The following is a 17,382-nucleotide window of genomic DNA, read 5'->3' as shown; positions in this document are numbered from 1 at the left end:
AATGTGACTGTTTTTAATTTAACAATTTCTCTAGTATAATAATTTTACAGCTTATGCGCCATATAAATGCTGTAATTATTAGGATAAGAGGAGGAAATGTTGTGAAGAAAACAGTTGCATGGATTTTGACTGCTGCGGTTACAGCCAGCCTGCTCAGCGGCTGTACGCCTGAGCCCGCCCCCACGGAAAGCCCTCAGCCGACGGGACAGGTGGAGACGGAGGGAACGTATATTCCGGGAAGCTATACTGCCACAGCCAAAGGATATGGAGGAGATGTATCGGTCACTGTTACGGTGGATGCGGATGCCATTACACAGGTAACAGTGGATGCGCCGGATGAGACCGCTGATATCGGCGGGAAAGCGGCTGAGACACTGGAAAGTGCCATTATAGAGGCACAGAGCGCACAGGTCGACGGAGTAAGCGGCGCTACATTTACCAGTGACGCAGTAAAAGAAGCGGCGGAACGCGCGCTGCTGGAGGCCACCGGGCAGGCCGGTACAGAGCAGGAAGATGAGACACAGCCCCTGAGCATGACAGCCGGAACCTACACAGGAGAGGCAGAGGGATTCGGCGGCATTGTGCGTGCTCAGGTGACGGGCAGTGAGACCGCGATTGAGAGCATTACGCTGGAGAACATCAAGATTGAGAATCCTCTGATCGACCAGAGCGACCCGCTGTCCATGTATACAGCATCCATGGATATGGAGACGCCGCAGTTTTTTAAAGGGGTAGAGGAACGGCTTCCGGGCAGAATTGTGGAGGCCCAGTCCCTTGCGGTGGATACCATTACCGGCGCCACGGCGACCAGCCACGCGGTATTGTCCGCAGTTGAGGCGGCGCTGCTGGAGGCGGGAGCCACCGAGGATATGCTTTACGGTGCGGTGGAGAAGAAGAGCGGCCAGGAGACCTATGACTGCGATATTGTAGTGGTAGGCGGCGGCACATCCGGCTCCACTGCGGCCGCCCAGGCCACGGAACTGGGTGCCGATGTAGTCCTGATTGAAAAATCCGCCCGGATCGGCGGCAGCGGAGCGCTTTCCACCGGTCCCATGTCGATTAACTCTGAGTTCCAGACCGCTCTGGGACAGACCGGAGATATGGAGGGCGTGTTTGAAAAGTTTGAAGAGCTGGCCCACTGGTCAAACAAGGCCTGGATCTTCCGCAAATTCATAGGGATGTCCGGCGAAACTGCGGATTGGCTTGCCGACCATGGCTTCGTATGGGCGGAGTCCGGCCTGACCAGCATCCCGGGGCCCTATGGTGTTACCGGCGTGGGCTATGCAGAAGATGCTGTGGGTACCATGGGTGTGTACGGGTATTTCCAGGACATGGTCAGTGATGTGGGGACGATTCTGACCGAGACGACCGCGACGGAAATTTTGCTGGATGACCAGGGAAACGCTGTGGGCGTGAAGGCGGAAAAGGACGACGGCACGCTGGTCACTGTAAACGCAAAAGCGGTAATTATGGCAACGGGAGGCTTTGGCGGCAATAAGGAAATGCTGGAGGAAAAAGTGGGGAGCCCCTATGTGCTGTTTGGACTCCAGCAAAATGACGGCAGCGGTTTTGAAATGATGCTGGCGGCCGGAGCGGCCGAAAAGAATTCCAGCGGGTATTCCTGCCACCTGGTGACAGTCCCCGGATGGGTGAGCGGCTTTGATGAGTTTGACACCAATATCCCCTATGCCCTGGGCATTACGCCTACTCTGATGCAGGTGAATATGCGGGGAGAGCGCTTTGCCAGCGAGACGGTTTCTCAGGATGAAATGGTAATGGGGTCTAACTACCATGCCGCGCAGGGCGAGTATTACTTTACGCTGATTTCCAAGACTCAGATGGATATCATCAAAGAGAAAGGCTCTGCGGGAACGGGAATGGATTCCAAACCGAGTACCTTCAGCTTTGAGGGACAGGCTGTACAGCCTGACGTACCCATGCCCAATATTGAGGCGGTCCTGGATGCGGCGGTGGAGCAGGGACTTGCCTATAAGGGAGATACCCTCGAGGAACTGGCCCAGGCTGCCGGCATGCAGGCGGACGCCCTGATCGCCAGTGTGGAGCGTTATGAGGAACTGTGCGCATTGGGGGAGGATCTGGACTTCAATAAGCCTGCCCAGTATATGAACTCTCTGGGTGAAGGCCCCTATTATGCCATCAAGATGATACCCAAGATCTACGGCACCCTGGGCAGCGTGGATGTGGATGCCAATACGCAGGTCCTCAGAGAGGATGGTTCTGCCATTGGCGGACTGTATGCAGTGGGTCTGGAGTCCATCGGCGTCCTCTTTGACGGCGTGGCGTACACCCAGATTGGCGGCGTAGCTCTGGGCTGGGGCTTTAATTCCGGACGGATTGCCGCCCAGGCGGCGGTAGAGACCCTGAGCTGAACGCTGAAAAAGCAAACGCAAAAACAAAAAGCGGAGGCTGTCCATTGGACAGCCTCCGCTTTTTGTTTTACACATCCATGATAACGGGCAGGATCATGGGATTGCGCTTGGTCTTTTTGTAGAGGAAGGCGGACAGATCGTTCTTGATCTGGGTCTTGATGGCGGACCAGTCCTTGACGCGCTGGTCCTGGCACTCCTCGATGGCGGACACGGCCACCTGCCGCAGCTCCTCCATCAGACCCTCGGACTCCTTGACGTACACGAAGCCGCGGGTGATGATGTCCGGGCCGGAGAGGAGGGCGCCGTCCTCGGCGGACATGGTGGCCACAACCACGATCATGCCGTCCTCGGCCAGATGCTTCCGGTCCCGCAGAACCACAGCGCCCACGTCGCCCACGCCGTAGCCGTCCACAAACACCCGGCCGGCAGGCACGGTGCCATTGATGCGGCCGGAGGTGCGGGTAAACTCCATCACCTTGCCGATATCGCTGATGATGATATTATTGGGTTCCATGCCCATCTCACGGGCCAGCTTGGCGTGGGTCTTGAGCATCCGCTGCTCACCGTGGACGGGGATGAAGAACTTGGGCTTGACCAGGGCGTGGATGATTTTCAGCTCATCCTGACAGGCGTGGCCGGAGACGTGGAGGGGGGCCTCCCGCTCGTTGACCACCTCGGCGCCCTTGCGGTAGAGCTCGTTGATGACGCTGCCGATGGCGTTCTCGTTGCCGGGAATGGCGGAGGCGGAGATGATCACCCGGTCGCCGGCCTGAATGTCCACCTGCTTGTGGGTGGAGAAGGCCATGCGGGTCAGAGCGGACATGGTCTCGCCCTGGCTGCCGGTGGTGATGATGCACACCTTGTTCTTGGGCAGGCTCTTGAGATGGTTCACGTCCACCAGCACCCCGGCGGGGATGTTCATGTACCCCAGCTCGGTGGAGACCTTGATGGCGTTCTCCATGCTGCGGCCGGTGACGGCCACCTTCCGGCCGTACTTGGCGGCTACGGAGATGATCTGCTGCATACGGTCCACATTGGAGGCGAAGGTGGTGACGATGATCCGCTCCTCACAGCCCCGGAACAGGGCGTCAAAGGAGGCGCCCACGCTCCGCTCGCTCTTGGTGAAGCCGGGGCGCTCCACGTTGGTGGAGTCGGCCAGCAGGGCCAGAACACCCTCCTTGCCCAGCTGGCCCAGGCGGGCCAGGTCCATCATGCCGCCGGACACAGGGGTGGGGTCGATCTTGAAGTCACCGGTGTGGACGCATACGCCCACCGGGCACTTGATGGCGAAGCACACCGCGTCGGCAATGGAGTGGTTGGCGTGGATGAACTCCACGGAGAACTTGCCCGCCTTTACCGTCTCGCCCGCCTCGCAGGTGATGAGCTTTGTCTTGTCCAGCAGGCGATGCTCCTCCAGCTTCAGCTTCACCAGCCCGGCGGTCATCCGGGTGGCGTAGATGGGGGCCTGCACGTCCCGCAGCAGATAGGGGAGGGAGCCGATGTGGTCCTCGTGGCCGTGAGTCAGGAAGATGCCCCGGATCTTGTCCTTGTTCTTGATGAGATAGGAGAAGTCGGGGATGACCACGTCGATGCCGTACATGTCGTCATCGGGGAAGCCCATGCCCACGTCAATGACGATGATATCCCCGCCGTACTCGTAGACGGTGACATTCTTGCCGATCTCGTTGAGACCGCCCAGGGAAATAATTTTCAGTTTTTCTGCCATATGAGTTGATTGCACTCCTTAAATATGTGTTGTATTTCAAAGTTGGATGGGATGTAAACAGACACATGAGCGCACCAAAACAAGGCGATTCCGCCCGCTCTTTCCGGCCCTGCCTCGCCGGAAAAAGGGGCGGCCATTCGCCGCCGGTACTGTATTCTCAGTGTCTCTGCCTTATCTCAGTGCGCACGGCGCACATAAAGCCAAATCACATGCGCTCGACCCCGGAGGGGAGCATCCTGTTGTTTAGTATACCACACAGATGGGAAAAAGTATACAGAAACTTTTCGCCCCCCTTCGCCCCGGAACTTCAAACGGAGATGGAGCTGGACGGCGGCATGGGGGAACAGGTGAGGCGGACGCCGGGGGAAGTTCTTATCCCCGGCCACAGCCGCACGCCCTCCATCAGCACCCCGCCCCGGCCAACCGCGGCCCCTTCCCCCAGGATGACCCCGTCGTTGAGCACGCTGTCCGCCCCGGCCCGGGCGCCGGGACAGAGAACAGCGCCGTAGAGTGTGGCACGGTCCCCAGCCCGGGCGCCCAGCAGGATGGAGTTCTGCACCAGGGCGCGCCGTCCCACCCGGCTCCCCCGGCCCAGACACAGGTTGGGCCCCAGAAGGGCGCCTGGGCCGATGGACACCTCCGGCCCGATATACACCGGCGGCACCACAGCTGTCCCAGGCGGGATGGGGGAGGCGGACCATACCCCCGGGGCAACCCGGGGCGCGGGCGGCTCCAGTGCGGTCCGCCCGGCCAGTGCGTCTGCTGACGCGGAGAGCAGGTCGGCCCCGCAGTCCAGGCTGTGCCAGCGACCCTCGGCCGGAAAGCCGTACAGCGGCTCCCCACGCTCCAGCAGAAAGGGGAGCAGGTCCCGCAGCAGGTCCGGTCCGGGCGCCTCCGGCGCCAGGGCCAGAGCATGGGGCGTGAGGATGCAGGCGCCCACGGCACCGTGTCCGCGTGCGGGACGGCGGGGAAAGCCGGTGACCCGCCCGTCCTCGCCGGTGGCCGCCGCAATCCAGCCCGACGGCGGGGGACAGGTAGAAAGAGCCAGGGTGGCGGCGGAGCGGCTGGTCTTGTGAAAGCCTACAACCGCGGACAGGTCCAGGCCGAAGAGGCCGTCCCCGCGCACCACCAGGATATCCTCATCTCCTCCACCGGCCCAGTCCCTGACCTGTCCGGCAGCGCACCGGGGGCCGGCGGGGCCGTAGGCCAGCGCCATGCCCAGCCCGCTGCCGTCCCCGAACCTGTCCATGACCGGCCGGGCCATGCGCCGGAGGAGAATAAGCGCCTGGGTAATGCCCAGGCGGCGGAGTTGGCGGAGCAGATGCTCCAGGGCGGGGCGGTCAAAGAGGGGGACCAGGGACCGGGGGCGGTTGAGGGTGAGAGGGCCGGGATGGGCGTCCTCCTCACTGGCCAGAATCACTGCCTTCATGGGTTTGTGCCTTCCTTACATTGACAATATGAGGGCAGTTTGCCCCGTGCCGGGTATTATTGCCCTGTCAGGGGGAAATTAGACCTGGCCCGGGGCGGGGAAAAATCATCCAAAATGGACTTTCCTTTTGGCCGGAAATCAAGTATCCTGTTTTCAGCAGTCCGGGCCGGGCCCGGAGAGAGGAGCGCGACGCTATGGAGGAGATCAGGCCGGGCCGTTACCGGCATTTCAAGGGCAGAGAGTACCGGGTGCTCTTTACCGCCCGCCACTCAGAGACAGAGGAGCTGATGGTGGTCTACCAGCCCCTGTACGGTGAAAGGGGCATGTGGGTACGTCCGGCGGCCATGTGGAGTGAGCACGTGGAGCGGGACGGATATTCCGGCCCCAGATTTGCATATATTGGAGGGGAATGACGGTGAACATTCAGATTTTCGGCAAGTCCAAATGCTTTGACACCAAGAAGGCCGAACGCTACTTCAAGGAGCGGCGGGTGAAATTCCAGGCGGTGGACCTGGTGAAGTTCGGCATGAGCCGGGGAGAGCTTCAGAGCGTAAAGAACGCGGTGGGGCTGGAGAACCTGGTGGACTGGGACAACCCGGACGCGGCCATTATCCGCTACCTGGCGGGGGAGGGGGACAAGCTGGAGAAGCTCTTTGAGAACCCAAAGCTCATCCGCACCCCGGTGGTGCGCAACGGCCGCCAGGCCACCGTGGGCTACTGCCCCGACGTGTGGAAGGATTGGACGTGAGGGAGAGACGATACGACACTTTTTTGCCCCTTGTGAAGGAAATCTTTAAGAAATATGACATACGTGTAAACAAACAATGAACCTTTTTCCGCCTTCATTGACAAAGGGTCGCGCCGGGGGTATGCTTTTTTCGTGCGCGAAGCGAAGTATCCGGCGGGCTGTCCGCCGGAAGAAAGGAACAGACGCGGATGAAGGAATCCAATGACATTTTAATGAGCTATCTGCGGGTAACGCAGCATATGTCCCAGCATTTCCGCAGCCACTTCGGGCGGCTGAATCTGACCTTCCCTCAGGCGCTGGTGCTGACCGTGCTGGGAGAGGACGGGCCCATGCCCATCAGTGCCCTGGCTGAACGGACCGGCAGTGCCAACTCCACCGTCTCGGGTATTGTGGACCGTCTGGAAAAGCTGGAGCTGGCCCGCCGGGAGCGGTCTGAGACCGACCGCCGGGTGATCTACGTCACCGCCACGGAGAAGTACCAGGAGCTGCGGCAGAAGGCAAAGACCGACGTGTCGGGCTATTTTGCCACAGTGCTCAACACCATGGAGCCCCAGGAGCGGGAGATGATCCTCGCCGCGCTGGAGAAGCTGGATCAGGCCCTGACCAAGTGCGGAGAGGCCTGAGCGGCAAAAGGGGGATGCTTTTTTTCCCGGCATGTGATATGATACCTGCGCAATGGGGTATTATGGAACCGGCAGAACAGAGCTGACCGGGAAAGGACGGACATTTCCATGAGAAGAAGGAATCACTACGGATACGGGGCCTACCGGGGGAAGTCCAAGCTCCGTACCTTTTTAAAATTTGTCATCGCCGTACTGGCGGTGGTGCTGGTGCTGCTGGTGGGGGCATTTTTCTTCCTCCAGCGGTATATGGTGGTCTCCTCCAGCGGGGGCATCTATTTTGACCTGCCCTTCCTGAACCGGGAGGAGGAGTCCGCTCCGCCTGACGACACGGAGGAGACGCCGCCCCTTGTGGTGGTCTCCCCCACGCCGGAGCCCACGCCTGAGGAGACGCCGGAACCTGACCCGGTGTACACCCGGGCGGTGTCCCTGCCCGACAGCCTGATTGCCGGCGGCGGGGTGCAGAACCTGTACGCCACCGGCGGTGAGGCCCTGACGGCCTATACCGGCGGAAGCGACGCCTCGCCCATCCTGACCATGAAGGGGATAGACGGCCTGCTGGGGTACACCTCCAGTCAGACCATTGCCCAGTCCGTGGGCGCCTCCTCCGGCGATACAGCCCGCAACGGTGACCTGACCACCCTGTGCTCTGCCATGGACACAGCGGCCTATGTGTCCTGCTTCCGGGACAACACCGCCCCCTACCAGAACAACCAGCTGGCCCTGCGTACCAGCATCGGCAACTGGCGGGGGCCCGGTGAAATCCGCTGGATGACCCCGGAGAACAGCGACGTGCGGGCCTATCTGGCGGGTGTATGCGGCGAGCTGGCCCAGCTGGGCTTTGACGAGATCATCCTGGACTACGCCGCCTTCCCCACCGAGGGCGACCTGTCCCTCATTCTCACCGGCGACCGGTACAACCCGGACACCTTCAGCCAGACGGTGGACGCCTTCTACCAGCAGGTCCGCCAGGCCATTGGCACGGGGGAGAATGCGCCTGTGCTGTCCATTGTCACCGACAAGACCACACTGGAACAGGGGACCAACGCCCTCAGCGGTCAGACCCTGGCCAGCCTGTGTTCTGTGGCCGACCGGCTCTATGTGAAGCTGGACGGCGGCGACCCGGCGGACTACTATCCCGCCCTGCGGGAGGCAGGCATGGAGAACCCGGAGGAGGACCTTGTGGTCATCCTGGATCAGGCCCCCACAGGCGATCTGCCGTACAGCTGGGCTGTGCTGCCTGAATAGAAAGGAATCATTTTGCAGAGATGTGGAATACTGAGGTATTCCACATCTTTTTTAATTTGTCTAAAACGTAACGAAAAAGCAAAAGAAAAAATGCTTGGTGTCATAAAAAATAATTTGATTGTGACATTTTTTCAAAATTGCACAATCAAAAGCCGGGAGTTTCGGGCAAAAATACTTGCAATCTCTTGAAAAATCGTCTATGCTACTATATAAGTGGGAGAATTTAATTTGAAAATCCCACACTGGAAGGCGGTGAAATCATGTCCCTGGAAGCGATGAAAAAGATCACGGAGGCAGAGCAGGATACCCAGTCCCGCCGGGCGGGCGCGGCCGCTGAGGCCAAGAAGCTGGTGTCCGATGCGGAGAAGGCGGGACGTGCTCTGGTGGAGCAGGCCCGTGCCCAGGCTGAGGCCCAGGCCAAGGAGGCCATGGCCCAGGCTGAGAGCCGCGCAGCCCGCCGAACCGAGGAAATTCTGGCGGAAAAGCGCAGCGACTGCGACGCGCTCCGGTCCGCCGCCCGTGAGCGGCTGCCCGCGGCGGTGGAACTGATAGTCGGAAGGGTTGTGAGCATCTAATGGCCATCGTCAAGATGAAACGGCTGCGGGTCATCGCCCTGGCCGCCCAGCGGGACGAGCTGCTCCAGCGGCTGCTGCACGCCGGGTGCGTGGAGGTCACCGAGCCCCAGGCGGAGCTCAGCGACCCGGAGTGGATGGCCCTGCTCAAGCGGGACACCTCCGCCCTGAGCGACGTGAAGGCCAGGCAGAACGCCGTCAACGGTGCGCTGGAAGCCCTGCAGAAGTACGCGCCCGAGAAGAAGGGCCTGTTCATCCACCGCCGCACCATCAAGGAGAAGGAGTTCCTGAGCGACGCAGCCATGAACGCCGCCCTTCACAGCGCGGGGGAGATCAACGCCCGGGTGCAGAAGATTTCCCAGCTGTACACCCAGGAGAACCGGCTCACCGGCCAGCGTGCCAGCCTGGTGCCCTGGTCCGGCCTGGATCTGGACCTGAACACCAGCGGCACCGAGCACGCCCGGGTCTCCTTCCACACCTGCCCTCCGGCGGTGGATCTGGAGGAGGTCCGTCAGGCACTGGCCCAGGCGGCCCCCTCGGCAGAGCTGTTCCCCGTCAGCGCCGACAGGGAACTGCAGTATCTGGTTATCATGTGTCACCGGGCCGAGAGCGAGACGGTCACCGAGACGGTCCGGCCCTGGTCCTTCTCTGCGGTTACCTTCAAGGAGCTCAACGGCACTGCGGCGGAGAATATCGCACGGATTGACGGCGAGCTGGAGGAGATCCGGGCCCGCCGGGAAAAAACGGCGGAGGAGATTACCGCCATGGCCGAGTGCCGGCGGGATCTCCAGGTGTGCGCCGACCGGCTGACCGCTGAGCTGAGCAAGGAGAGCGCCAAGGAGCGGCTGCTCACCAACGGCACTGTGGTGTTTCTGGAGGGCTGGATCAGTGAGCCCGGCATTCCCAAGGCTGAGGCGGAGATGCTGAAATTTGCCTGCGCCTGGGAGACTGCCGAGCCTCTGGAAGAGGAGGAACCCCCCGTTCTCCTCCACAATCCCAAGTGGATGACTCCCATCAACATGGTCACCGAGATGTACGCCCTGCCCGCCTACCGGGGCATCGATCCCAACCCTCTGATCTTCTGGTTCTTCCTGTTTTTCTTCGGCTTTATGTTTGCCGACGTGGCCTACGGCATCATCATCTGGGCCATCTGCTTCGTCATCAGCAGGAAGTACAATCCCAAGGGGACCATGGGCTATATGTTCCGCCTGGGCCAGTATATGGGCATCTCCACCTTCATCTGCGGTGTGTTCACCGGCGGTTTCTTTGGCGACGTAATCCCCAAAGTGGCCGAGCAGATGTTCGGTATTCCGCTGGAGGGGCTGCCACAGTGGCTCCAGACCTTCAGCAACGGCATTATTGTCAACCCCATCAGCGACCCTATGACCACCCTGATTCTGGCCATTGTCATCGGCGTGGTACAGCTGGTGTTCGGCCAGTGTATCCACATCTATATGGGCTTCCGGGACGGCCATCCTATTGACAGCCTGCTGGACGTGGTGCCCTGGTGGCTCTTCTTTGCCTCCATCGGCATAGTGGCCGCAGGACAGCCCTGGTGGTGGATTCTGGTGGGCTGCGTTATCCTGGTGGCTACCCAGGGCCACACCAAGCGGGGCTTCTTCGGCAAGCTGCTGGGCGGCGTGGCCAGCCTGTACGATGTGACCAGCTGGCTGTCCGACATCCTGTCCTACTCCCGGCTGATGGCCCTTATGCTGGCCACTTCGGTTATTGCCAGCGTGATGAATACCCTGGGCACTCTGGGGGGATTGAGTGTGGGAGGCGTCATCCTGTTCGTGCTGGTGTTTATCATCGGCCACGTGTTCAATGTGGGCGTCAACATCATCGGCACCTATGTCCACGCGGCGAGACTCCAGTATCTTGAATTTTTTGGAAAGTTCTACGAGGAGGGCGGCCAGGCCTTCCGGCCTATGACTTACAATACCAAATATGTGGATATCATTGAGGAGGAATAAGTTATGGAACTGCAAAACCTGATCGGCACCGGTATTGCCTTCATCGGCGCCTGCCTGGCGGTAGGTATGTCCTGTGCCGGCTCCGGCCGCGGCGTGGGTATCGCCGGCGAGGCGGCCGCCGGCGTGGTATCTGAGGATCCCGCAAAGTTCTCCAAGACCCTGATTCTTCAGCTTCTGCCCGGTACCCAGGGCCTGTACGGCCTGGTCATCTGGTTCTGGGCCATCTATAACATGGGCCTGCTGGGCGGCGTGCCCGCCCTGGACATCGGCGCAGGCGTCTGCGTGTTCGGCGCCTGCCTGCCCATGGCCATCGGCGGCTATGTGACCGCCGTGGCCCAGGGCCGCTGCGCCGCCGCCGGCATCGGCATCGTGGCCAAGCGCCCCGACCAGGGATCCAAGGGTATCCTGATGGCCCTGATGGTGGAGTTCTACGCCATTCTCTGCCTGCTGGCCTCCTTCCTGATGATCTTCTTCTTCGCCGCCTGAGGTGAAACGCCATGAATGGAATTGAAAAGATTACCCAGCGCATGGAGGACGATGCCCGGCGGGACATCAATGAGATTCTGACCGCCGCCCGTGCCCAGGCCGACGAGATCACCCGGCGCTGCCGGGAGCAGGCGGACAAGGAGAGCGCCGCCATCGTGGCCCGGGGCGAAAGCGCCGCCGCCGAGCGTGAAAAGCGGCTGGAGAGCATGGCGGAGATGGAATCCCGCAAGCTGGTTCTGGCCGCCAAGCAGGAGGTGCTGGACGAGGCCTTCACCATGGCGCTGGAGAAGCTGTGCACCCTCCCCGACGAGGAGTACATCGAGCTCCTCGCCGCCCTGGCCGTCAAGGCCGCCCGCACCGGCCGGGAGAAGGTCATCTTCTCCCAGAAGGACCGCAACCGGGTGGGCAAGGCGGTTGTAACCCGTGCCAACGACGCCCTGGCCCGCAAGGTGGCTCCCAAGCTGCCCGGCGACCTGACCGACACCAGGGCGGGCGCCATCCTGGACAAGGTGGTCACCGGCGCCTCTGCCATCCTGGCGGGCACCGGCATGCTCACCCTGGCCGAGGAGACCCGGCCTATCAAGGGCGGCATCGTCCTGTCCGACGGCGACGTGGAGACCAACTGCACCTTTGAAACCCTGGTCCGCCTCCAGCGGGAGAACATCTCCGGCGAGGTGGCCAAGGTCCTCTTCGACTAATATCTGATTGCCCCGGGGCGGGACAGCCGCCCGGAATCACTTCCTCTCGAAAGGAGGAATCACGGCTTGCCAAAAATCAAAGACACCGATTACCTCTTCCTCTCCACCCGCATCAAGTCCATGGAGCGCAACCTCCTCAACGGCGAGCGGCTGGAGCGCATGCTGGAGGCCAGAACGCCGGAGGACGCGGTCAAGGTCCTCACCGAGTGCGGCTGGCCCGACATGCCCAGAGTGGATCTGGATGAGCTGGACCGGGTGCTGACCCAGGAGCGGGACAAGACGCTGAAGGATCTCACCTCCTCCGCCCCTCATCCGGAGATTCTGGAGGTTTTTAAGGTCAAATACGACTACCACAACATCAAGACCCTGCTCAAGGCCGAGGCCATGGGCACGGACGCCGAGCGGCTGCTGGTGTCCGCCGGGCGGGTGAAGGTGGAGGAGCTGACGGAGAAGCTCCGTTCCGGCGACCTGCGTGGCCTGCCGGGCATCCTCCAGTCCGCCGCCGGGGAGGCCCGGGAGGTGCTGGGCACCACCGGTGACCCCCAGCTGGCCGACTTCGTGCTGGACCGGGCCTGCTACGCCGACATGGCCGACATCGCCAACAAGTCGGGCAGCGCCTTCCTGGCCGGGTACGTCCGCATCACCGTGGACGCGGCCAACCTGCGCAGCGTGGTGCGTACCCTGCGCATGGGCAAGGGCGCGGAGTTCCTCAAGGGCGTCCTCTTCCGGGGCGGCAACGTGGACACCGGGCGGATCCTCTCCGCCGTGACCTCCGGCGGCTCCATTGAGGAGATCTACACCGCATCCTCCCTGCGGGAGGCTGCCGCCGCCGGCGCCGCCGCCATTACGGGCGGACGGCTCACCCACTTCGAGAAGCTCTGCGACGACGCCGTCACCGCCTATCTGGCGGGCGCCCGGTACGTGGCCTTCGGCGAGGCTCCCCTCATCGGCTATCTGGCCGCCCGGGAGACCGAGCTGACCAACGTGCGGGTCATCCTCTCCGGCCGTCTGGCCGGGCTGGACGCGGATACCATCCGGGAAAGGCTGCGTGAGAGCTATGTCTAACTGGAAAATCGCCGTCCTGGGTGACCGGGAGAGCGTCATGGGCTTCAAGGCCCTGGGGCTGGAGGTCTGTCCCGCCGAGACCGTGGAGGAGGCCAAGGCCGCACTCCACCGGCTGGCCAAGGACAACTGCGCCGTGGTCTATCTCACCGAGCAGTACGCCGCCGAGATGGAGGCGGAGATTGAGCGCTACAAGGACGAGCTGACTCCGGCCATCATCCTCATCCCCGGCAAGGCCGGCAGCCTGGGCATCGGCATGGACAACATCAAGAGCGCCGTGGAGCGGGCCGTGGGTGCCGACATCCTGTAAATCCCGTTCACCGGCAAACCTGTCACCTTACCAATTCAGACCTGAAGCGCCGGAGCGCGCACACCTGAGCTTCGCGCGCCTGAGCGTTTGTCAGAAAGAAGGTTGAAACATTGAGCGGAAAAATCGTCAAGGTTTCCGGCCCCCTGGTGGTGGCCGCGGGCCTGTCCGACGCCAACATGGCCGACGTGGTCCGGGTGGGCGAGCAGAAGCTCATCGGCGAAATCCTCACCATGAACGGGGATTCGGCCTCCATCCAGGTCTACGAGGAGACCTCCGGCCTGGGCCCCGGCGCTGTGGTGGAGACCACCGGCGCCCCTCTGTCCGTGGAGCTGGGCCCCGGCCTGATTGAGAACATTTACGACGGCATCCAGCGCCCCCTGGAGGAGATCATGAAGATCGCCGGTGCCACCATCCAGCGCGGCATGCAGGTGCCCGCCCTGAGCCGGGAGAAGAAGTGGGACTTCACCCCCGTCGTTGAGGCCGGCGCCGTTGTGTCCGCCGGCGACGTCATCGGCACCGTCCAGGAGACCGCCGTGGTGCTCCACAAGATCATGGTCCCCGTGGGCCTGAAGGGCACCATCGAGTCCATCCAGGCCGGCTCCTTTACCGTGCTGGACACTGTGGCCGTCCTGCGGGACGAGAACGGCGACAGGCACGAGCTGACCATGATGCAGAAGTGGCCCGTCCGTGTGGGCCGCCCCTATAAGCACAAGTACCCCCCCACGGCCCCCCTGTGCTCCGGCCAGCGCATCATTGACACCATGTTCCCCATCGCCAAGGGCGGCACCGCCGCTGTCCCCGGCCCCTTCGGCTCGGGCAAGACCGTGGTGCAGCACCAGTTGGCCAAGTGGGCCGACGTGGATATCGTCATCTACATCGGCTGCGGCGAGCGCGGCAACGAGATGACCGACGTGCTGCGGGAGTTCCCCGAGCTGAAGGACCCCCGCACCGGCGAGAGCCTGATGAAGCGCACCGTGCTCATTGCCAACACCTCCGATATGCCTGTGGCCGCCCGTGAGGCGTCCATCTACACCGGCATTACCATCGCCGAGTACTTCCGGGACATGGGCTACGATGTTGCCGTTATCGCCGACTCCACCTCCCGCTGGGCCGAGGCCCTGCGCGAGATGTCCGGCCGCCTGGAGGAGATGCCCGGCGAGGAGGGCTACCCCGCCTATCTGTCCAGCCGCCTGGCCCAGTTCTACGAGCGGGCGGGCAGCGTGTCCTGCATCTGTTCCGACGGCGACCGCCGGGGCAGCCTGACCGCCGTGGGCGCCGTGTCGCCTCCCGGCGGCGACCTGTCCGAGCCCGTCAGCCAGGCCACCATGCGTATCGTCAAGGTGTTCTGGGCTCTGGACGCCAGCCTGGCCTACAAGCGGCACTTTCCCGCCATCAACTGGCTCAACTCCTACTCCCTGTACCTGGACTCCCTGAAGCCCTGGTTTGACGAGAACCTGGGCAAGAGCTTCCTCATCGACCGTGACAAGGCCATGAGCCTGCTCCAGGAAGAGGCCAGCCTGAACGAGATCGTCCAGCTGGTGGGCAAGGACTCCCTGTCCCCCGCCGACCAGCTCACCCTGGAGACGGCCAAGATGGTCCGCGAGGACTTCCTCCAGCAGAACGCCTTTGTGGACGTGGACAGCTTCTCCGAGTACGACCGGCAGGAGAAGCTGCTGGCCATGATCCTCCGCTACGACAGCCTCTGCCGGAACGCCATCCTCCGGGGTGCGAACGTGCAGGCCCTCTTTGAGATCCCGTCCCGGGAGCGCATCGGCCGGGCCAAGAGCGTGGAGAGCGACACGTATCAGGCCGTCTACGCCGAAATCGCCGCCCAGATGGAGCGGGAGATTGAGGCCGTGGCCGAGAGAGGGGAGGCGGAGGCATGATCCGCGAGTATAAAACCATACAGGAGATCAACGGCCCTCTGATGGTGGTGCGCAAGGTGGAGGGCGTCACCTACGACGAGCTGGGCGAGATCCAGCTGCCCAACGGTGACGTCCGCCGCTGCAAGGTGCTGGAGGTCAACGGAGACAACGCCGTGGTCCAGCTCTTTGAGGCCAGCGCCGGCATCAACCTGAAGGACTCCAGCGTCCGCTTCCTGGGCCACCCCCTGGAGCTGCCCGTGTCCGGCGACATGCTGGGCCGGGTGTTCAACGGCATGGGCCGTCCCATCGACGGCGGCCCCGAGATTCTGGCCGAGGAGCGCCGGGACATCAATGGCCTGGCCATGAACCCCGCCGCCCGTGACTACCCCAACGAGTTCATCCAGACCGGTATCTCCACCATCGATGGTCTGAACACCCTGGTCCGCGGCCAGAAGCTGCCCATTTTCTCCGGCTCCGGCCTGCCCCACGCCGCCCTGGCCGCCCAGATCGCCCGTCAGGCCAAGGTGCTGGACGGTGCGTCCAACTTCGCCGTTGTGTTTGCCGCCATCGGCATCACCTTCGAGGAGTCCAACTTCTTCGTGGAGGAGTTCCGCCGCACCGGCGCCATCGACCGCACCGTGCTGTTCACCAACCTGGCCAACGACCCCGCCGTGGAGCGTATCTCCACGCCCCGTATGGCCCTCACCGCCGCCGAGTACCTGGCCTTTGAGAAGGGCATGCACGTGCTGGTCATCCTCACCGATATCACCAACTACGCCGAGGCCCTCCGTGAGGTGTCCGCGGCCAAGAAGGAGGTCCCGGGCCGCCGCGGCTACCCCGGCTACCTGTACACCGACCTGGCCACCATGTACGAGCGCGCCGGCCGCCGTCTGGGCTGCCCCGGCTCCATCACCATGATCCCCATCCTCACCATGCCCGAGGATGACAAGACCCACCCCATCCCCGACCTGACCGGCTATATCACCGAGGGCCAGATCATCCTCTCCCGCGAGCTCTACCGCAAGGGCATCATTCCCCCCGTGGACGTGCTGCCCTCCCTGAGCCGTCTGAAGGACAAGGGCATCGGCGCCGGCAAGACCCGGGAGGACCACTCCGGTACCATGAACCAGCTCTTCGCCGCCTACTCCACCGGCAAGGAGATGAAGGAGCTCATGTCCATCCTGGGCGAGAGCGCCCTCTCTCCCACTGACCTGCTGTACGCCAAGTTCGCCGACCAGTTCGAGAAGCGGTATGTGGCCCAGGGCAACGAGGAGAACCGCTCCATCGAGGAGACCCTGAACCTGGGCTGGGAGCTGCTGAGCATCCTGCCCAAGAGCGAGCTCAAGCGTATCAAGCCGGAGTATATCGACAAGTACCTCCCCAAGAAGGCGGAGTGACGCCATACCGCTCCGCCAGAGCAGACGGAGCGGCAGACCGGCGAATCCGACTTTGAAAGGAGGCGAATCCCTTGCCGGCCATCAATGTAAACCCCACCCGGATGGAGCTCACCCGGCTGAAAACCCGGCTCAAGACCGCCCAGCGGGGCCATAAGCTCCTCAAGGACAAGCGGGACGAGCTGATGAAGCAGTTCCTGGACGTGGTGCGGGAGAACCGCGCCCTGCGGAAAAAGGTGGAGGATGGGCTCATGCGGGCCCACGGGTCCTTCACCGTTGCCTCCGCCCTCATGTCCGCCGAGATGCTGGAGCAGTCCCTGCTGTACCCCAAGCAGAGCGTGGAGCTGGACATGACCTTCCGCAACATCATGTCGGTCAACGTGCCGGAGTACCACTTCAAGACCAAGAGCAGCGACGCCGGGGAGATCTACCCCTACGGCTTCGCCGCCACCTCCGGTGAGCTGGACGACGCGGTGGACGCCCTGGCGGGGGTGTTCCAGGACATGCTCCGCCTGGCCCAGATTGAAAAGACCTCCCAGCTGCTGGCTGAGGAGATCGAGAAGACCCGCCGCCGGGTCAACGCTCTGGAGTACGTGAAGATTCCCCAGATGCAGGAGGCCATCAAGTATATCTCCATGAAGCTGGACGAGAACGAGCGGTCCAACACCATCCGCCTGATGAAGGTGAAGGATATGCTGCTCAAGGAGGCCATCGAGGAGAAGCGCGAGGCCGACGCCCGGGCCGTGGAGGCCTTCGGCGGCCACATGGCACAGCCGGATGAGGTGTGAGTTCTCCACAATCCGGACCTGAAATGTGTAAAAAACACCCGCTGCCTTATGGCAGCGGGTGTTTTTGTGTCTG

16 protein-coding genes are annotated in these 17,382 nt (G+C 62.5%); 14 read left to right on the top strand and 2 right to left on the bottom strand.

Features of this window, described 5'->3' with window-relative positions; all coding sequences use genetic code 11:
• Window positions 1-101 precede the first annotated feature (101 nt).
• Entirely contained in the window at window positions 102-2,390 is a 2,289-nt protein-coding gene (locus ACOX7T_RS07520; RefSeq protein WP_433441412.1) for an FAD-dependent oxidoreductase, read from the top strand.
• 67 nt (window positions 2,391-2,457) lie between these two features.
• Here the strand turns inward: ACOX7T_RS07520 and ACOX7T_RS07515 are convergent, their stop codons facing one another.
• Window positions 2,458-4,116 (bottom strand): ribonuclease J, encoded by a 1,659-nt coding sequence (locus ACOX7T_RS07515; RefSeq protein WP_433441410.1) that lies wholly within the window; start codon window positions 4,114-4,116, stop codon window positions 2,458-2,460.
• Between the two features lie 307 nt (window positions 4,117-4,423).
• Window positions 4,424-5,545 (bottom strand): sugar phosphate nucleotidyltransferase, encoded by a 1,122-nt coding sequence (locus tag ACOX7T_RS07510; RefSeq protein WP_433441408.1) that lies wholly within the window; start codon window positions 5,543-5,545, stop codon window positions 4,424-4,426.
• A 194-nt stretch (window positions 5,546-5,739) separates the two neighbouring features.
• Here ACOX7T_RS07510 and ACOX7T_RS07505 point away from each other — a divergent pair, with 194 nt between their 5' ends.
• The 13 genes from ACOX7T_RS07505 to ACOX7T_RS07445 all read left to right on the top strand — a co-directional run bounded on the left by ACOX7T_RS07505 (window position 5,740) and on the right by ACOX7T_RS07445 (window position 17,309).
• On the top strand, window positions 5,740-5,958 hold the full coding sequence (locus tag ACOX7T_RS07505; RefSeq protein ID WP_433441406.1) for a DUF1653 domain-containing protein: 219 nt from the start codon (window positions 5,740-5,742) through the stop codon (window positions 5,956-5,958).
• A 2-nt stretch (window positions 5,959-5,960) separates the two neighbouring features.
• Entirely contained in the window at window positions 5,961-6,293 is a 333-nt protein-coding gene (locus ACOX7T_RS07500) for an arsenate reductase family protein (protein ID WP_433441404.1), read from the top strand.
• A gap of 188 nt (window positions 6,294-6,481) precedes the next feature.
• The gene (locus tag ACOX7T_RS07495; RefSeq protein WP_433441402.1) at window positions 6,482-6,916 is read left to right on the top strand and encodes a MarR family winged helix-turn-helix transcriptional regulator; all 435 of its coding nucleotides are present in this window, start codon (window positions 6,482-6,484) and stop codon (window positions 6,914-6,916) included.
• Between the two features lie 108 nt (window positions 6,917-7,024).
• The gene (locus ACOX7T_RS07490; RefSeq protein ID WP_433441400.1) at window positions 7,025-8,161 is read left to right on the top strand and encodes a putative glycoside hydrolase; all 1,137 of its coding nucleotides are present in this window, start codon (window positions 7,025-7,027) and stop codon (window positions 8,159-8,161) included.
• A 260-nt stretch (window positions 8,162-8,421) separates the two neighbouring features.
• Window positions 8,422-8,736 carry a hypothetical protein gene (locus tag ACOX7T_RS07485; protein WP_148318152.1) on the top strand — a complete coding sequence of 105 codons (315 nt, stop codon included), beginning with the start codon at window positions 8,422-8,424 and terminating at the stop codon, window positions 8,734-8,736.
• A complete protein-coding gene (locus ACOX7T_RS07480) occupies window positions 8,736-10,706 on the top strand; it encodes a V-type ATP synthase subunit I (protein ID WP_433441398.1) in 1,971 nt (656 codons plus the stop codon). The genes ACOX7T_RS07485 and ACOX7T_RS07480 overlap by 1 nt, the downstream gene beginning before the upstream one ends.
• Before the next feature lie 3 nt (window positions 10,707-10,709).
• Complete coding sequence (locus ACOX7T_RS07475) at window positions 10,710-11,192, top strand: V-type ATP synthase subunit K (RefSeq protein ID WP_433441396.1); 483 nt, start codon at window positions 10,710-10,712, stop codon at window positions 11,190-11,192.
• A gap of 11 nt (window positions 11,193-11,203) precedes the next feature.
• A complete protein-coding gene (locus ACOX7T_RS07470) occupies window positions 11,204-11,890 on the top strand; it encodes a V-type ATP synthase subunit E (RefSeq protein ID WP_433441395.1) in 687 nt (228 codons plus the stop codon).
• A 66-nt stretch (window positions 11,891-11,956) separates the two neighbouring features.
• A complete protein-coding gene (locus ACOX7T_RS07465) occupies window positions 11,957-12,955 on the top strand; it encodes a V-type ATPase subunit (RefSeq protein WP_433441393.1) in 999 nt (332 codons plus the stop codon).
• Window positions 12,948-13,262: a V-type ATP synthase subunit F gene (locus tag ACOX7T_RS07460; RefSeq protein WP_433441391.1), complete on the top strand. Its 315-nt coding sequence runs from the start codon at window positions 12,948-12,950 to the stop codon at window positions 13,260-13,262. The genes ACOX7T_RS07465 and ACOX7T_RS07460 overlap by 8 nt, the downstream gene beginning before the upstream one ends.
• 110 nt (window positions 13,263-13,372) lie before the next feature.
• Entirely contained in the window at window positions 13,373-15,148 is a 1,776-nt protein-coding gene (locus tag ACOX7T_RS07455) for a V-type ATP synthase subunit A (RefSeq protein ID WP_433441389.1), read from the top strand.
• Window positions 15,145-16,524, top strand: coding sequence for a V-type ATP synthase subunit B (locus ACOX7T_RS07450; protein WP_433441387.1), 1,380 nt, complete (start codon window positions 15,145-15,147; stop codon window positions 16,522-16,524). The genes ACOX7T_RS07455 and ACOX7T_RS07450 overlap by 4 nt, the downstream gene beginning before the upstream one ends.
• Before the next feature lie 71 nt (window positions 16,525-16,595).
• Window positions 16,596-17,309, top strand: a complete 714-nt coding sequence (locus tag ACOX7T_RS07445; RefSeq protein WP_433441385.1) for a V-type ATP synthase subunit D — start codon at window positions 16,596-16,598, stop codon at window positions 17,307-17,309.
• The last annotated feature ends 73 nt before the right edge of the window (window positions 17,310-17,382 follow it).

It is taken from the genome of Pseudoflavonifractor sp., assembly GCF_050943825.1.
Taxonomy (GTDB): domain Bacteria; phylum Bacillota; class Clostridia; order Oscillospirales; family Oscillospiraceae; genus Pseudoflavonifractor.
Note: the sequence above shows the minus strand (reverse complement) of the source record. Positions and strands in the feature narration are given on the sequence as shown.

Coding starts and splice junctions, on each gene's coding strand:
- ACOX7T_RS07485 (WP_148318152.1), top strand. CDS start 8,422: ATGTCCCTGGAAGCGATGAAAAAGATCACGGAGGCAGAGCAGGATACC.
- ACOX7T_RS07515 (WP_433441410.1), bottom strand. CDS start 4,116: ATGGCAGAAAAACTGAAAATTATTTCCCTGGGCGGTCTCAACGAGATC.
- ACOX7T_RS07480 (WP_433441398.1), top strand. CDS start 8,736: ATGGCCATCGTCAAGATGAAACGGCTGCGGGTCATCGCCCTGGCCGCC.
- ACOX7T_RS07450 (WP_433441387.1), top strand. CDS start 15,145: ATGATCCGCGAGTATAAAACCATACAGGAGATCAACGGCCCTCTGATG.
- ACOX7T_RS07470 (WP_433441395.1), top strand. CDS start 11,204: ATGAATGGAATTGAAAAGATTACCCAGCGCATGGAGGACGATGCCCGG.
- ACOX7T_RS07510 (WP_433441408.1), bottom strand. CDS start 5,545: ATGAAGGCAGTGATTCTGGCCAGTGAGGAGGACGCCCATCCCGGCCCT.
- ACOX7T_RS07495 (WP_433441402.1), top strand. CDS start 6,482: ATGAAGGAATCCAATGACATTTTAATGAGCTATCTGCGGGTAACGCAG.
- ACOX7T_RS07475 (WP_433441396.1), top strand. CDS start 10,710: ATGGAACTGCAAAACCTGATCGGCACCGGTATTGCCTTCATCGGCGCC.
- ACOX7T_RS07505 (WP_433441406.1), top strand. CDS start 5,740: ATGGAGGAGATCAGGCCGGGCCGTTACCGGCATTTCAAGGGCAGAGAG.
- ACOX7T_RS07460 (WP_433441391.1), top strand. CDS start 12,948: ATGTCTAACTGGAAAATCGCCGTCCTGGGTGACCGGGAGAGCGTCATG.
- ACOX7T_RS07490 (WP_433441400.1), top strand. CDS start 7,025: ATGAGAAGAAGGAATCACTACGGATACGGGGCCTACCGGGGGAAGTCC.